This is a genomic window from Aeribacillus sp. FSL K6-1305 (assembly GCF_038050115.1).
In the GTDB taxonomy this organism is placed as follows: Bacteria; Bacillota; Bacilli; order Bacillales; family Aeribacillaceae; genus Aeribacillus; species Aeribacillus composti.
On sequence record NZ_JBBOQV010000002.1, the window covers coordinates 832,501 to 848,306 of the forward strand.

General features: G+C 41.7%; 9 protein-coding genes, 9 tRNA genes and 2 rRNA genes (1 of these 20 running past the window's edge). 19 read left to right on the top strand and 1 reads right to left on the bottom strand.

Annotated elements, in window-relative coordinates; genetic code table 11:
- The 12 genes from NST97_RS13915 to NST97_RS13970 form a co-directional block, all read left to right on the top strand.
- Positions 1 to 1,640: ribosomal RNA gene (locus NST97_RS13915) — 23S ribosomal RNA — on the top strand; it begins 1,294 nt to the left of the window's first position.
- Between the two features lie 95 nt (positions 1,641 to 1,735).
- Positions 1,736 to 1,851 (top strand): 5S ribosomal RNA (gene rrf, locus NST97_RS13920).
- Between the two features lie 125 nt (positions 1,852 to 1,976).
- Positions 1,977 to 2,051, top strand: a tRNA-Asn gene (locus NST97_RS13925).
- A gap of 1 nt (position 2,052) precedes the next feature.
- Positions 2,053 to 2,125, top strand: a tRNA-Thr gene (locus tag NST97_RS13930).
- An 88-nt stretch (positions 2,126 to 2,213) separates the two neighbouring features.
- Positions 2,214 to 2,288 (top strand) — tRNA-Glu (locus NST97_RS13935).
- 1 nt (position 2,289) lies between these two features.
- Positions 2,290 to 2,365, top strand: a tRNA-Val gene (locus NST97_RS13940).
- Between the two features lie 95 nt (positions 2,366 to 2,460).
- Positions 2,461 to 2,533, top strand: a tRNA-Thr gene (locus NST97_RS13945).
- Positions 2,534 to 2,545: 12 nt separating this feature from the next.
- A tRNA-Tyr gene (locus tag NST97_RS13950) sits at positions 2,546 to 2,630 on the top strand.
- A gap of 108 nt (positions 2,631 to 2,738) precedes the next feature.
- Positions 2,739 to 2,813, top strand: a tRNA-Gln gene (locus NST97_RS13955).
- Positions 2,814 to 3,164: 351 nt separating this feature from the next.
- Positions 3,165 to 3,240: transfer RNA gene (locus NST97_RS13960), tRNA-Lys, on the top strand.
- Positions 3,241 to 3,245: 5 nt separating this feature from the next.
- Positions 3,246 to 3,317 (top strand) — tRNA-Gly (locus NST97_RS13965).
- A 508-nt stretch (positions 3,318 to 3,825) separates the two neighbouring features.
- The gene (locus NST97_RS13970; RefSeq protein WP_066251730.1) at positions 3,826 to 4,044 is read left to right on the top strand and encodes a tautomerase family protein; all 219 of its coding nucleotides are present in this window, start codon (positions 3,826 to 3,828) and stop codon (positions 4,042 to 4,044) included.
- Between the two features lie 77 nt (positions 4,045 to 4,121).
- Here the strand turns inward: NST97_RS13970 and NST97_RS13975 are convergent, their stop codons facing one another.
- Positions 4,122 to 4,907, bottom strand: a complete 786-nt coding sequence (locus tag NST97_RS13975; RefSeq protein ID WP_130158666.1) for a MerR family transcriptional regulator — start codon at positions 4,905 to 4,907, stop codon at positions 4,122 to 4,124.
- 304 nt (positions 4,908 to 5,211) lie between these two features.
- On the opposite strand from NST97_RS13975, the gene sigW reads away from it, so the two are divergent.
- The 7 genes from sigW (at position 5,212) to NST97_RS14010 (ending at position 15,208) form a co-directional block, all read left to right on the top strand.
- Positions 5,212 to 5,775 (top strand): RNA polymerase sigma factor SigW, encoded by a 564-nt coding sequence (gene sigW / locus NST97_RS13980; protein WP_063388712.1) that lies wholly within the window; start codon positions 5,212 to 5,214, stop codon positions 5,773 to 5,775.
- Positions 5,776 to 5,789: 14 nt separating this feature from the next.
- Complete coding sequence (locus tag NST97_RS13985) at positions 5,790 to 6,392, top strand: anti-sigma factor family protein (RefSeq protein ID WP_327848511.1); 603 nt, start codon at positions 5,790 to 5,792, stop codon at positions 6,390 to 6,392.
- 156 nt (positions 6,393 to 6,548) lie between these two features.
- Positions 6,549 to 7,367, top strand: coding sequence for a diadenylate cyclase CdaA (gene cdaA / locus NST97_RS13990; protein ID WP_063388714.1), 819 nt, complete (start codon positions 6,549 to 6,551; stop codon positions 7,365 to 7,367).
- Entirely contained in the window at positions 7,360 to 8,718 is a 1,359-nt protein-coding gene (locus NST97_RS13995; protein ID WP_341343351.1) for a CdaR family protein, read from the top strand. Before cdaA ends, NST97_RS13995 begins: the two co-directional genes overlap by 8 nt.
- A 29-nt stretch (positions 8,719 to 8,747) precedes the next feature.
- Positions 8,748 to 10,094 carry a phosphoglucosamine mutase gene (gene glmM / locus NST97_RS14000; RefSeq protein ID WP_063388716.1) on the top strand — a complete coding sequence of 449 codons (1,347 nt, stop codon included), beginning with the start codon at positions 8,748 to 8,750 and terminating at the stop codon, positions 10,092 to 10,094.
- Positions 10,095 to 11,330: 1,236 nt separating this feature from the next.
- Positions 11,331 to 13,133, top strand: a complete 1,803-nt coding sequence (gene glmS, locus NST97_RS14005; protein ID WP_130158663.1) for a glutamine--fructose-6-phosphate transaminase (isomerizing) — start codon at positions 11,331 to 11,333, stop codon at positions 13,131 to 13,133.
- Between the two features lie 245 nt (positions 13,134 to 13,378).
- Positions 13,379 to 15,208 carry an IS1182 family transposase gene (locus NST97_RS14010; protein ID WP_445684617.1) on the top strand — a complete coding sequence of 610 codons (1,830 nt, stop codon included), beginning with the start codon at positions 13,379 to 13,381 and terminating at the stop codon, positions 15,206 to 15,208.
- Positions 15,209 to 15,806: the final 598 nt, after the last annotated feature.

Sequence of the window (15,806 nt, forward strand, 5' to 3'; positions counted from 1 at the left end):
AATGCCGGTATGAGTAGCGAAAGAGGGGTGAGAATCCCCTCCGCCGAAAGCCTAAGGTTTCCTGAGGAAGGCTCGTCCGCTCAGGGTTAGTCGGGACCTAAGCCGAGGCCGAAAGGCGTAGGTGATGGACAACAGGTTGATATTCCTGTACCACCTCCTCACCGTTTGAGCAATGGGGGGACGCAGGAGGATAGGGCAAGCGCGCGGCTGGATGTGCGCGTCCAAGCAGTTAGGGCTGGCAAGCAGGCAAATCCGCTTGCCGTGTGCTTGAGCTGTGATGGCGAGGGAAAGGAAGTACCGAAGTTCCCGATTCCACACTGCCAAGAAAAGCCTCTAGCGAGGTGAGAGGTGCCCGTACCGCAAACCGACACAGGTAGGCGAGGAGAGAATCCTAAGGTGAGCGAGAGAACTCTCGTTAAGGAACTCGGCAAAATGACCCCGTAACTTCGGGAGAAGGGGTGCTCATCAAGGTGATAAGCCATGATGAGCCGCAGTGAAAAGGCCCAGGCGACTGTTTAGCAAAAACACAGGTCTCTGCGAAACCGTAAGGTGAAGTATAGGGGCTGACGCCTGCCCGGTGCTGGAAGGTTAAGGGGAGCGCTTAAGCTGTAGCTGAAGGTGCGAACCGAAGCCCCAGTAAACGGCGGCCGTAACTATAACGGTCCTAAGGTAGCGAAATTCCTTGTCGGGTAAGTTCCGACCCGCACGAAAGGCGTAACGATCTGGGCACTGTCTCAACGAGAGACTCGGTGAAATTATAGTACCTGTGAAGATGCAGGTTACCCGCGACAGGACGGAAAGACCCCGTGGAGCTTTACTGCAGCCTGATATTGAATGTGGGTACAGCTTGTACAGGATAGGTAGGAGCCAGAGACGCGTGAGCGCCAGCTTGCGCTGAGGCGACGGTGGGATACTACCCTGGCTGTACTGACATTCTAACCCGCGCCCCTGATCGGGGCGGGAGACAGTGTCAGGTGGGCAGTTTGACTGGGGCGGTCGCCTCCTAAAAGGTAACGGAGGCGCCCAAAGGTTCCCTCAGAATGGTTGGAAATCATTCGGAGAGTGCAAAGGCAGAAGGGAGCTTGACTGCGAGACCTACAAGTCGAGCAGGGACGAAAGTCGGGCTTAGTGATCCGGTGGTTCCGCATGGAAGGGCCATCGCTCAACGGATAAAAGCTACCCCGGGGATAACAGGCTGATCTCCCCCAAGAGTCCACATCGACGGGGAGGTTTGGCACCTCGATGTCGGCTCATCGCATCCTGGGGCTGTAGTCGGTCCCAAGGGTTGGGCTGTTCGCCCATTAAAGCGGTACGCGAGCTGGGTTCAGAACGTCGTGAGACAGTTCGGTCCCTATCCGTCGCGGGCGCAGGAAATTTGAGAGGAGCTGTCCTTAGTACGAGAGGACCGGGATGGACGCACCGCTGGTGTACCAGTTGTCCCGCCAGGGGCACCGCTGGGTAGCTATGTGCGGAAGGGATAAGCGCTGAAAGCATCTAAGCGTGAAGCCCCCCTCAAGATGAGATTTCCCATCGCGAAAAGCGAGTAAGATCCCTTGAAGATGACGAGGTAGATAGGTCCGAGGTGGAAGCGTGGTGACACGTGGAGCTGACGGATACTAATCGATCGAGGACTTAACCAAGAAAGAGCATCTATTCGTGAAAGAAACGTTATCTAGTTTTGAAAGAATGACATTCCGATGTCATTTGACAACAGGAAGGAAAACAGAAAAGGCTGCTTGGTGGCAATGGCGAAGAGGTCACACCCGTTCCCATCCCGAACACGGAAGTTAAGCTCTTCAGCGCCGATGGTAGTGAGGGTTTGTCCCTTGTGAGAGTAGGACGCTGCCAGGCTGCCTTTAAATTCTTTTTGAAAGCTGGGCTTATTGTAGAGAACCATACAAGAGTACATTCTTTTGAAATCATTTTGATATACTGATTGAGCTGTATGTGAACCAAAATATGGTTTATTAAAATATTCCGCAGTAGCTCAGTGGTAGAGCATTCGGCTGTTAACCGAACGGTCGCAGGTTCGAATCCTGCCTGCGGAGCCATGCTTCCATAGCTCAGTTGGTAGAGCACTTCCATGGTAAGGAAGAGGTCACCGGTTCGAGCCCGGTTGGAAGCTTTTCAAAAGCAAATCTTTTCTTGATTTCTATCTATGCCATGTGCTAAAATGTCGAATGTCGGTTGTCATTAAGTTATGAAAATGAAATGGCCCGTTGGTCAAGTGGTTAAGACACCGCCCTTTCACGGCGGTAACACGGGTTCGAATCCCGTACGGGTCACCATGGAGGATTAGCTCAGCTGGGAGAGCACTTGCCTTACAAGCAAGGGGTCGGCGGTTCGATCCCGTCATCCTCCACCATGTACTAAACAAGCTTTTCTTAAGCAAGTTTAATGAGGCTGGCATAACAATTTAAACAAAGGTAAAAACTGAGTGTGATTTAAAGTATTTATTGCGCCGGTGTAGCTCAATTGGTAGAGCAACTGACTTGTAATCAGTAGGTTGGGGGTTCGATTCCTCTCGCCGGCATTTTTTACAATCGGAGGGGTAGCGAAGTGGCTAAACGCGGCGGACTGTAAATCCGCTCCCTTAGGGTTCGGCGGTTCGAATCCGTCCCCCTCCACCATGCCGAAGAATGTTATGAAACATTGAAATCACATTAAACAACAAATTGTTGTATAAAGTGATTTTTTTATTGGTACAATATAATTAGTCAAGAGATGAATGGTGATATTGGGCTATAGCCAAGCGGTAAGGCAACGGACTTTGACTCCGTGATGCGCTGGTTCGAATCCAGCTAGCCCAGCCATTTATTATAAAAAGACAGTTCATGTCTGTTCTTTTTTTTGTAAAAATATTAGATAGAAAGTAAGATTTAACTAGATTTTACAAAGGGCGAAGCCTCGTCGAATAGGCGACGAGTTGTCCCGACGCATCTAACATCCTCGAAAAATCAGGAAGAGGAAGGGACATCTGACAAATGAAAAATGGATTAGAAGAAAAAAATTTTATGAGCCATTAGCTCAGTCGGTAGAGCAACGAGCAAGGCTTCATCGAATAGGCGACGAGTTGTCCCGACGTATCTAACATCCTCGAAAAGACCGGAAAAGGAAGGGACATCTGACAAATTTTAAAATGGATTAGAAGAAAAAAATTTTATGAGCCATTAGCTCAGTCGGTAGAGCATCTGACTTTTAATCAGAGGGTCGGAGGTTCGAATCCTCCATGGCTCACCATTTGTGCGGAAGTAGTTCAGTGGTAGAACACCACCTTGCCAAGGTGGGGGTCGCGGGTTCGAGTCCCGTCTTCCGCTTTTAAATTCAATAGGGAAAATTTTATAAAATGAGATGAACTTAATTCCTGACAAGAAATTGTCAGGATTTTTTATTTGAAATGTTACTAATTCTTCGATTATATCTAATCCTCGCTTTTGAATCTCAAAATAATGATATGTAGGAGCATTCTCCTTTTTAGTCCCATAACAGCCTTTTAAATTTGGATATACCATTGAAGGCGAATTGTATTTTTCCTTTTAGTATTGGTAATGCGGTTGTTCCGAAATGGAACCATGACCTAAATGATTTTTTGGTTGATTTTAAAAATTAGTCTCTTTTCCAGAAGATTGTTGCTGTAGAGGATGATTTGTGTAAAACATTTTGCATACAATGACTGCCCAGCAAAGGTTTTTACGGGTGTTGTGACGAAGTATATCGACAAACTTCTGTCTTGTTTCATTTTTTGAAATAGCACAGATCCGGATGAGGACGAATAAATTTCGACACCATTTATAAATTCAAACGGCTTAAAGGAGTTGTGATTCGATGCCTTTTATCAACGTAAAGCTGGCTAAAGGAAGAACCGCAGAACAGAAACAGCAGTTTACTGAGGCAATAACAAAAGCAGCAGCGCAAATACTAAACGTGAAAGAAGAATGGGTTACAGTAGTTTTCGATGAATATGAAAGAGATAATTGGGCTTCCGGTGGAACACTTCACTCGATAAAATTTGGGGAAGGTTTCGGGAAAATGGGAGCTGAATGAATATCCATCATCCTGTAATTCAAAGATAAAAAATGACCTCCCCAATTGGAAAAGGGGAGGTGAAGTTTTTTTATTTGCTAAAGTCGGTCAATATTTTCATCTTGGAGAAGCCCAGCTTTCATCGCATAATGTTCCATCACTTGTTGAAGCCACTCCTCTTCCTCCTGTGTAAATGGAGATGGCAATTTATTTTCAATAGTTTTAATTTCAGCTTCATCTAAATTCCCGATAGCACTAATTAATTCTTTTCCGATAAATTCTAATATTGTTTTCATATATTTTTCGACTAACGCTTCTACCTCAGGATCATCGACAGGTCTTCCTGCCAATCTTTTTGTTTCTTGGGATAATTGGATGTATTCTTTGTCAAGGGAGATCATTACCTCTTCAGGCTGATCAAAAAGCTTTTCAGCTACTTCTTTTGACGTATAATGTTCTAACCATTTGCGCTGTTCTTTTTCTGTTTGTATGCTCTGAATAAGACTCATTAAAACATTGCTATCCACTTCTTTTTCTTCTTCTAAAATCGTGAGAATTCGTTTAATGGCTTTGAGCACTTCTTCAATATGTTCCTTTCGTTCTTCAAGCGCTTCTTTTTGGAACTGTAAAGTTTCCTTTAAGTTTAAATCGAAGTTGGTTTCATTAATTAACTCTTTGATTTGTTCTAAACTGTATCCTAAAAATTTAAGACTGACTATTTTTTGAAGTGTCAATACATCATGAGCAGAGTATAATCGGTGTCCAGAACGAGGATTTTTTTTCGGTTTGAGCAGTCCAATTTGATCATAATAATGCAATGTTCGGATTGTTGTTCCCGTCTTTTTAGAAAATTCGCCAATCGTAAAGTAAGACTCTTCCTTCACTTTAACATCGCCCCCAAAACACTTATCTTTATAAACCTATTGTGATCATAATACCTAACGCGGCGTGAGGTGCAACCCCTCTGAAAAAATTTGTAATGTCATTTTTCATTATGACAAGTTGGACGTTTCTTTATAAAAAGCCCAGAAATGGGAATAAGAAAGGTTTTTGCTACAAAAGGAAAAAATTTTTCTTGCAGATGAAAACATAAGTTCCTAAAATTTGCTAGAATAGATTTATAAAAAAATGAAACCTTTGGGGAACGAATTCGTATCATGATGTACCCGCAACTGCGGAGGTAGAAAAATGGAAGAATTTATAAATAAAAAGATCAAACAAATTAAAAAAGGCGACCAAAATGCATTTGCAGAAGTTGTTGAATTATATAAAGATAAAATTTTTCAACTTTGTTATCGAATGCTGGGAAACGTCCATGAAGCTGAGGACATAGCACAGGAAGCATTTATAAGAGTGTATATGAACATCCATTCATTTGATATGAACAAAAAATTTTCTACATGGATTTATCGGATTGCAACCAATTTATCGATTGATCGTATTCGGAAAAAGAAGCCGGACTATTATTTAGATGCAGAAGTTGCGGGGACTGATGGCTTAACAATGTACTCCCAAGTATCATCTGATATTGCAATGCCTGAAAAAGAAGTTGAAGCAATTGAACTGCAAGAAACGATTCAAAAAGAAATTTTAAAACTGCCGGATAAATATCGATCAGTCATCGTATTGAGATATATTGAGGAGCTATCCTTGCAAGAAATCGCAGAGATATTGGAACTTCCAGTCGGAACAGTTAAAACAAGAATACACCGGGGACGGGAGGCTTTACGCAAACAATTAAGGCATTTGTGATTGGGGTGAGTAAGATGAAATGTCCTAAGCATGTAGTGGAGATGATCCATAAGTATTTGGACGGGGATTTGCATGAGGATGAAGGCCGTGAGTTAAAAAAACACTTGCAATCTTGTGAGGATTGTAAAGCACATTATCAAGAATTGGAAAAAGCTGTAGCGTTTGTCAAGAGTATCTCACATGTTGAAGCACCGACAGATTTTACGCAAAAGGTGTTAGAAAAATTGCCGAAAGAAAAGCGTACGGTCTCAACTAGACGCTGGTTCCGAAATCATCCTTTCTTTTCAGCCGCTGCACTATTTGTTATTCTAATGACTGGAAGTTTATTTGCTTCTTATGAAGAAAGCCAATTCAGCGTAACAAAGTATGATAATTTGGTTGTTGACAACCGTACTGTTATTGTGCCTGAAGGAGAAACGGTGAAAGGTGATATTACTGTTAAAAACGGTGATATTAAAATAGAAGGAAAAGTTGAAGGAAATGTAACGGTGATTAACGGAGACCAATATTTGGCTTCTGCCGGTCAAGTTACCGGAGAGGTTGAGGAAATAAACGAATTGTTTGAGTGGCTGTGGTATGAAGTAAAATCGACTCTGTCAGAGGTTTTTAAACAATAGGCCATCTTTAGTAGGATGGTCTATTTTTATGTTTAAGTGCATTTAGGAAAAGTTATGATATAATAAAGTGGAATTTTGATTAGAGAGATTTTCAAACCTAGAAGTTTGATTAGAATAGATCAATCGCGATTTGATGAACTATTGGAGGAAAACAATATGACCTTAGGGGATTTTTCTCTTTTGCATTACCTCATAGATGTCATTGATATTCTCCTCGTTTGGTTCGTTATCTATAAATTGATTATGGTGATTCGTGGAACGAAAGCTGTTCAGCTTTTAAAAGGAATTATCGTAATCATTATCGTTAGAGTGTTAAGCCAATATTTAGGCTTGAATACTTTGCAATGGTTAATGGACCAAGTGTTGATTTGGGGTTTTTTGGCTATCATCATTATTTTCCAGCCGGAGTTTCGCAGAGCCCTTGAGCAATTAGGAAGGGGGCGTCTATTTGCAAGGGCAGCTAGCCAGGAAGATGATGGGCAAACAAACATGACCGAAGCAATAGCAAAAGCTGTTGAGTATATGGCGAAAAGGAGAATCGGTGCTCTCATTTCGATTGAACGAAAAATAGGAATGGAGGATTATGTTGAGACCGGTATACCGCTAAATGCCCATATTTCTGCTGAACTATTAATTAATATTTTTATCCCCAATACCCCTTTACATGATGGTGCAGTTATTATACAAAAAGATCAAGTGTCCGCTGCTGCCTGTTATTTGCCGCTTTCCGAAAGCCCATTTATATCGAAGGAGCTGGGCACACGCCATCGTGCTGCAGTGGGAATTAGTGAAGTAACCGATAGTATAACTATCATTGTTTCTGAAGAAACAGGCGGTATATCGATTGCCAAGGATGGTGAGCTGCATAGACATTTAACTCCAGAAACGTTAAAGGAGATGCTCTTGGCTGAGTTTAACCGTACGAAAGCTGCTTCCTCTAGCCGCTGGCAATGGAGGGTGAAAAAGAATGGATAAATTAATGAATAGCAACTGGTTTATGCGCATCATTGCATTGTTGCTAGCGCTCATGCTATATGCTTCAGTGAATATAGAATCGCCTGCTTCGAATAATGAAGAAAAATACAATATATTTCAGTCGCCATCCACAACCGAAACAGCTACAATTACAGATGTGCCCGTAAACGTATACTATGACGACCGTGCATTTGTTGTCACCGGTATTCCCCAAACCGTCACCGTTACGATTGAAGGGCCCAAAAGTATTGTCACTACGACAAAACAAGTCAAGGACTTTGAAATTTTTGCAGATTTAACGGATTTATCAGTTGGCACGCACAGTGTCCGTTTGAAACATAAAAACTTGTCTGACCAATTGGAGGTTGACATTGATCCGGCTGTCATTACAGTAGGTATTCATGAAAAGGTATCTGAAAATTTTCCGGTTGAAGTGGATGTTATTAATAAAAACAAAATGAAGGAAGGCTACATTGCGGAGCGTCCGATTGTTAAACCGGACAGTGTAAAAATTACAGGCGCAAAAGAGCATATTGATGCTGTAGCTGTTGTGAAAGCAACAGTAAGTTTGGAAGGTGCTGATGGAACAGTTGTACAGAAGTCAAAAGTGGCAGTATACGATGCAAATGGGAACATCCTGCCTGTTACAATCGAACCGTCAGCGGTTACCGTAACAGTGCCGGTAGAAAGCCCAACGAAATCGAAATCTGTACCCTTAAAAATCAAAACAACAGGAAAGCTTTCTGATGGACTGAGCATATCATCGATTCAATCGATCCCTAGCCAAGTGACAATTTATGGTCCAAAGGATGTGCTAGAGCAAATAGAGTCTATTGATGATGTATCTGTCGACTTAAGCAAAATCAAAGAAAATGCGACAGTTGAAGCTGATGTTCCGGCTCCGGATGGAGTGACAAACGTTGTCCCGAATAAAGTTCAAATTAAAATAGATATTGAAAAACGAGAAGAAAAGACGTTTAAACAGGTGCCGATCAAAGTCATCGGTTTAGGAAACAATCAGGAAATTGAATTTATTGATCCGGATACAGGAAAGCTGGATGTTGTTTTGCGAGGAAAAGACAGTGTTTTGAAAAACGTAAAAGAATCTGATATCGAATTGTATGTGAATGTTGCAGGGTTAGATGAAGGAGAACATGAAGTAAATGTGGAGGCCAAAAACCGTTACAACCTCTCGACAGTTTTATCGAGTGAAAAAGTGAAGATTCGCTTATCCAATAAAGAAAACTCGTTGGAAGAAGCAGATAATGAAAGAAGAAATCAAATAGAAGAAAATAACGATTCAGTTGAACCATCTGAACAGAAAAAGTCTGCTGAAGAAGCTTCAAATTAAGTGATATTTTTTAAAAGGAGCGATGATTCATGGGAAAATATTTCGGTACAGACGGAGTAAGAGGAGTTGCCAACAGTGAACTCACTCCTGAATTGGCGTTTAAAATAGGACGCTTTGGCGGGTACGTGTTAACAAAAGATAAAAATAGACCAAAAGTGTTGATTGGCCGGGATACCCGCATTTCAGGTCATATGCTTGAGGGTGCTTTAGTTGCCGGGCTTCTTTCCATTGGCGCCGAGGTAATGAGGCTTGGAGTCATTAGCACACCAGGTGTTGCTTATTTGACAAAGGCATTAGGAGCCGAAGCAGGCATCATGATCTCCGCTTCGCATAATCCTGTTCAAGATAACGGAATAAAATTTTTTGGCCCTGATGGTTTTAAGCTTTCCGATGAACAAGAAGAAGAAATTGAAGCGCTGCTCGATCAAGAAGAAGATAACCTTCCTAGACCGACCGGCTCTGATCTGGGGCAAGTGAGTGATTATTTTGAAGGCGTACAAAAATACTTGCAATATTTAAAACAGACGGTTGACGAAGAGTTCACTGGTTTACATATCGCTTTGGACTGTGCGCACGGAGCCACATCATCACTAGCTACACATCTTTTTGCCGACTTGGATGCAGATGTTTCGACAATCGGTGCATCTCCAAATGGTCTGAATATTAACGATGGGGTTGGGTCTACTCATCCAGAAACGTTAGCGGAATTTGTGAAAGAAAAAGAAGCAGATATAGGTTTAGCGTTTGACGGTGATGGGGACCGTTTGATTGCCATTGATGAGAACGGAAAAATTGTTGATGGGGATCAAATTATGTTTATTTGCGCCAAATATTTAAAAGAGCAGGGAATGCTGAACGGGGACACTGTTGTATCGACAGTTATGAGCAACCTAGGCTTTTATAAAGCTTTGGAGGCAAATGGACTAAAAAGCGTTCAAACCGCTGTCGGCGATCGCTATGTTGTCGAAGCGATGAAGAAAAACAACTACAATTTAGGTGGAGAGCAATCCGGACATATTATTTTTCTTGACTACAATACGACGGGCGACGGTCTTTTAACAGCGATTCAGCTTGTCAACATAATGAAGACAAAAGGCAAAAAGCTCTCTGAACTTGCGAGTGAAATGAAAAAATTCCCGCAGCTTTTGATCAATGTAAAGGTGCAGGACAAGCAGGCTGTCATGGAAAATGAAAAAGTAAAAGCTGTTATAGAAGAAGTAGAAAAAGAAATGAACGGAAATGGAAGAATTCTCGTACGTCCTTCCGGAACAGAACCGCTCGTTCGTGTAATGGCCGAAGCGCCGACGGAAGATGAATGCCAGCGGTACGTGAAAAAAATTGTGGAAGTTATCAAAGCGGAAATGGGCGTTGAATGATGAAGAGACGGGGCTGTCCGGTAAGTCTCTAAAATAAATAAGTGGAGAAAAACAATGCGTTTTTCTCCACTTGCTTGTGCGCCCGGCATGGGTGTAATCTATAGGGTGAAAGTCCCGAGCTGCGAAGGCAGAAGTAGCAGTTAGCTTAACGCAAGGGTGTCCGTGGTGACGCGGAATCTGAAGGAAGCGAGCGGCAAACTTCCGGTCTGAGGAACACGAACTTCATATGAGGCTAGGTATCACTGGGTGAGTTTGCAAGACAAAACAAAGCCCTTTCTGCCGAAGGTGATACAGAGTAAATGAAGCAGATGGATGGAAGGAAAGATTACACTCTTACCCGGGGAGGTCTGGCTGGCACGCCAAGTAACCTTGGTAACCTATCTAGTGATAGATAGCTGAACAGTCAGAAGTCAGCAGAGGTCATAGTATTAGTTGGTCTAGAACAACTAAGAAGGACCGAACAATTAAGAGAGAATAGCCCTTGGCATTCAGTGAGTCATGATGAACACAGAAAACGTAGTACCTCACTTGAGGGAGGAAGCGGTGAATCCCGTGGGAGATCTCTTGGAGGGTGGAGTGACCACTGGCATAAAGAGAACAGCTATTCACGGAAGTTATAAAGACTTGCGTCAATTATCTTAATTGAACCGCCGTATACGGAACCGTACGTACGGTGGTGTGAGAGGACGGGAGTTAATCGCTCCCTCCTACTCGATTTATTTTTCGATTTTTATCTGAAAGTAGCTGGCGGATGCCGGCTACTTTCAGGAGGTTGTGGGGAGGCAAGCTCCCTTTCTTTATTGAATATTCATTGTATCGAGAAAACGCTTGAAATCATATAATACAATATGGAAAGACAGAAATGAATTGACGAACTGCTTTTCCATATTGTAATATATAAATTGTTTTAGCACATTCTAGAATAGAAAGGTGGGCAGTTAGAAAATTTTTTATTGTAAAGCGCCTGGACTAAGCAGGAGCGGACATCTGCTTAGTTGACGAGGAGGAGGTTTATCGAAGTTTCGGCGGATGCCTCCCGGTTGCCTTCCCGTACAGCCGTAAAGTCACGTCTTAAAACAAAGAGGCGACTCTTTGCACAAAAAGACTGTGACATAACGGGATACATTTTACAAAACATGTGTGAGGGGACAGAGAAGCTTTGATGGCTGGAAAGAGATCTGTCCCCAGTTGTTCAGGCTTCTTTTGTCCCCTTTAAATGGGGAGGAAACTAAGACTATGTGCGGAATTGTAGGATATATCGGACAACAAGACTGCAAGGAAATTTTATTGCGCGGTTTGGAAAAATTAGAATACAGAGGCTACGACTCTGCAGGTATTGCAGTATTAAACGGAGAAGGAACATATGTATTTAAAGAAAAAGGACGCATTGCGGAGCTTCGTGAAGGTGTGGACGCAAATGTTTCAGCTTCCATCGGAATTGGCCACACACGGTGGGCTACTCATGGAGCGCCTAGCAAAGAAAATGCGCATCCTCACCAAAGTGCATCCAAACGCTTTACACTTGTGCATAACGGTGTCATTGAAAACTATTTGCAAGTAAAGCGTGAGTATTTACAAAATGTTGAATTAAAAAGTGAAACGGATACGGAAGTTATTGTTCAAACAATTGAACAATTTGTCAACAAAGGTTTAAGTGTCGAAGAAGCATTTCGCCAAACATTATCCTTGTTGAAGGGATCTTATGCGATCGCTCTATTAGATGAAAATAACCGAGACGTGATCTATGTTGCGAAAAACAAAAGCCCTCTTCTTGTGGGACTTGGCGGAGACTTTAATGTTGTTGCTTCAGACGCCATGGCAATGCTGCAAGTAACAAATCAATTTGTCGAATTAATGGATAAAGAAATCGTTATTGTCACTCGTGATCAAGTGACAATCAAAAATTTAAACGGGGACGTAATAGAACGCGCTCCATATACTGCTGAACTTGATGCAAGCGACATTGAAAAAGGAACATACCCTCACTACATGTTGAAAGAAATTGATGAACAACCGCTTGTTATACGTAAAATTATTCAAAAATATCAAGACGAACACGATCAATTAAAAATTGATCAAGAAATTGTTCAAGCTGTTCATGAAGCGGACCGCATTTATATTATAGCGTGCGGAACGAGCTATCACGCAGGGCTTGTAGGAAAGCAATTAATCGAAAAATGGGCAAAAGTACCGACAGAAGTGCACGTTGCCAGTGAATTTTCATACAATATGCCGCTTTTATCAAATAATCCGCTGTTTATTTTCATTTCACAAAGCGGAGAAACGGCAGACAGCCGTGCGGTGCTTGTTCAAGTGAAGGAGCTTGGACATAAAGCATTAACTATAACGAATGTTCCGGGTTCAACTCTTTCCCGTGAGGCGGACTATACGCTGCTACTTCATGCCGGACCTGAAATTGCGGTTGCGTCTACAAAAGCATATACAGCACAAATTGCGGTTCTTGCCATTTTAGCAGCTGTTGCAGCTGAAACAAAAGGAATCAAGCTTGATTTTAACCTATTGCAAGAACTTGCCATTATTTCGAATGCAATGGAAACACTATGCGGCCAAAAGGATGAAATGGAACAAATTGCCCGAGACTATCTTTTGACAGCTCGAAACTGCTTCTTTATCGGCCGTGCCGTTGACTATTACGTCTGCTTAGAAGGCGCGCTCAAATTAAAAGAAATTTCCTACATTCAAGCGGAAGGATTTGCCGGCGGCGAGTTAAAGCATGGAACCATTGCGTTAATTGAGAACGGAACACCGGTCATTGCTTTATCAACCCAAGAGCATGTAAACTTAAGCATTCGCGGAAATGTAAAAGAAGTTGTTGCCCGCGGTGCATATCCATGCGTTATTTCCATGAAAGGACTTGAAGAAGATGATGACCGTTTCATCTTGCCAAAAGTTCATGAAGATCTAACTCCGCTTGTTGCCGTCATTCCAATGCAGCTCATTGCATACTACGCTGCCCTTCACCGCGGCTGCGACGTCGACAAACCACGCAACCTAGCCAAAAGCGTAACAGTCGAATAAAGCAATTGGGCAGTGGATATGTGGCTTTGAATAAAGTCATACCGTTTATAAAAAATTGCACAGTTTTAGGGGCTGTCCAAAAAGTCAGGGTAACTGACTTTTTGGAGCCCCTCATTTTTCACTTTTAAAAAAAATGCACAAAAAAATCGTCCTTTCTAGTAAAATGAAGTTACCACACAACATTACAGAAAGGACGATTTTTTATGAGCAATCAAATGATTACTCGTGAAAATTATAACACACAAATGACACTTCCTCTAGATGGAAAAGAAGAAAAAACTCCTGCCAAAAGAAATTTAGCCCCTACTTTCAAACCATATGACAACCGTCAAGTTCAAATGATTTATGATATTGAATCTCTTATACCCGAACATCACGTGGCACGTGTCGTGGACGAAATGGTGGAGGCGATACCAGATAAACAATTGTTTTCTCATTATAAAGGCGGCGGCAGAAGTTCCTATCATCCCAAAATGATGCTGAAAATCATTCTGTATGCTTATTCTCAAAAGGTTTATTCCTGCCGAGGAATCGAAAAACTCGTTAAAGAAAATATTCCTGCCATGTGGCTTTCAGCGATGCAACAACCAGATTTTCGCACCATTAATGAGTTCCGAGGGGAACGGATGAAAGCTTTCATGGATGAGCTCTTTGAAGTCATGATTCTCAAATTGATAAAAGAACATTACATCACGATGGAAAACTACTTTTTGGATGGCACTAAGATCGAAGCCAATGCCAATAAGTATTCTTTTGTGTGGAAAAAATCCACTTTGAAATTCGAAGAGAAATTAAAAGAAAAAATCCAAGAAACACTAAAGCACATTCATGAATTAACCCAATTAGAAGCCGGAACAGGGCAAAAGGAAAGCGATCAACATACAGAGATCACCGAACAAAACCTGGAGGAAACCGCAAAAGAAATAGAAGAAAAAGTTGAAACGCTAACGGAAGAAATCGAAAAGGAGACCGATACATCCATTCGGAAAGAGAAGCGAAAAAAACGCAGTCAATTAAAGAAATCGGTGAAACAAATTCGGGAAGATTTCCTGCCCCGAATGGCAAGATACAAAGAACAAAAGGAAATGTTCGGTGACCGTAACAGCTACTCGAAAACAGACAAAGACGCAACCTTCATGCGCATGAAAGAAGACCATATGAAAAACGGTCAGCTCAAGCCCGGATACAACGTGCAAATGGGGACAGAGAATCAGTTTATCTTGTTTTATACTATTCATCAACGACCGACCGATACACGTTGCTTTATCCCACATATGGAGAAGCTAGCCTCCAGTTCATTACCGATGCCCCAAACAGTTATTGCGGATGCAGGCTATGGTAGTGAAGAAAACTATGTATATGCAGTTGGTGATGAGAAAGAGCCCCGTTTTGAGTTTCTAATTCCTTATGGGAGCTATGTAAAAGAACAAACACGTACATACAAAAAAGACATTAAAAATGCCAAAAACTGGACCTATTGTGAAGAGGATGATTGTTTTATTTGCCCGAATGGAAGGAGAGTAACGTTTAAAAAATACCAAAACAAAAAGAATCCATCTGGCTATGAACAAAGCTTCAAAATATACGAATGTGAAGATTGTACCGATTGCCCATTGAAAGCGAAATGCACAAAAGCGAAAGGCAACCGACAAGTTCACTGGAATCCCATCTTCGAAGAAATGAAAGCAAAGGCCAAAACAGCCCTTGAATGTGAAGAGAAAGCCGCTATCTACGCTCGACGCAAAGTCGAGGCAGAAAGTGTGTTCGGTCACATCAAGGGCAATCGGTCGTTCCGCAGATTTTCTTTGCGGGGCCTCGACAAGGTACATGTTGAGTTTGGGATTGTGGCATTAGCCCACAACATACTGAAAGTAGCCGGCATCCGCCATCTACTTTCAGATAAAAATCGAAAAAATATAAAAGCAAGTGGAGAGAAACGAATTGTTTTTCTCCACTTGCTTCATTTTAGGGACTTATCGGACAGCCCCGTGTTTTTATGTCCAAAAGAAGAACATCTAAAGCTGATTAAAGTAGATCGTGGCTCAGGTATAGGTTTTGATATTGGCACTGGTTAAACATTCAAGACGACCTTTACTAGATCGCTCTGCTCGTTTAAAGGGAACTAAAACGAATAACAGCACAGATTTAGAACGAAACCACTTTGATTTAACTGAATATTCTGATTTTCATCATTGATATTGGAGAACAGTTTCCTTTATTGCCGTTGGAAGAAACAATTGTCATTTCCAATTGTAGTGCCCGGATTAAGCGATAAACCGTTTCCCATCCAGTAATTCCGTCTTCAGTCACTTCATTAAAACCAGCTCTACCTCCATAGGTTTTATTCAGTCATCTTTGAACCTCTAAAACTCTTTCATCCATTCTCCTTTTCTCCTTTCTTTTCTATGAACTTACAATTCAATCTTATTTTGTTTAGAAAAGAGAAAAATATAGTAAAAATCTTTAAAAAGTCAGGAAAAAGTAAACAATTCATTTAATCTTTTTTACGGTGATTTATAAAATTTTTGTAAAGTTATTACTAGCTCAAAAAGTTTAGTTTGTTTTCTGTAAGAAAAAAATACAGAGTGTTGCAGTATATCTTTATCAAAATTTTGAATAAATATACATATATGTATGTGATCTATCCACAAGGGCTTGACATGGATTCTCTAA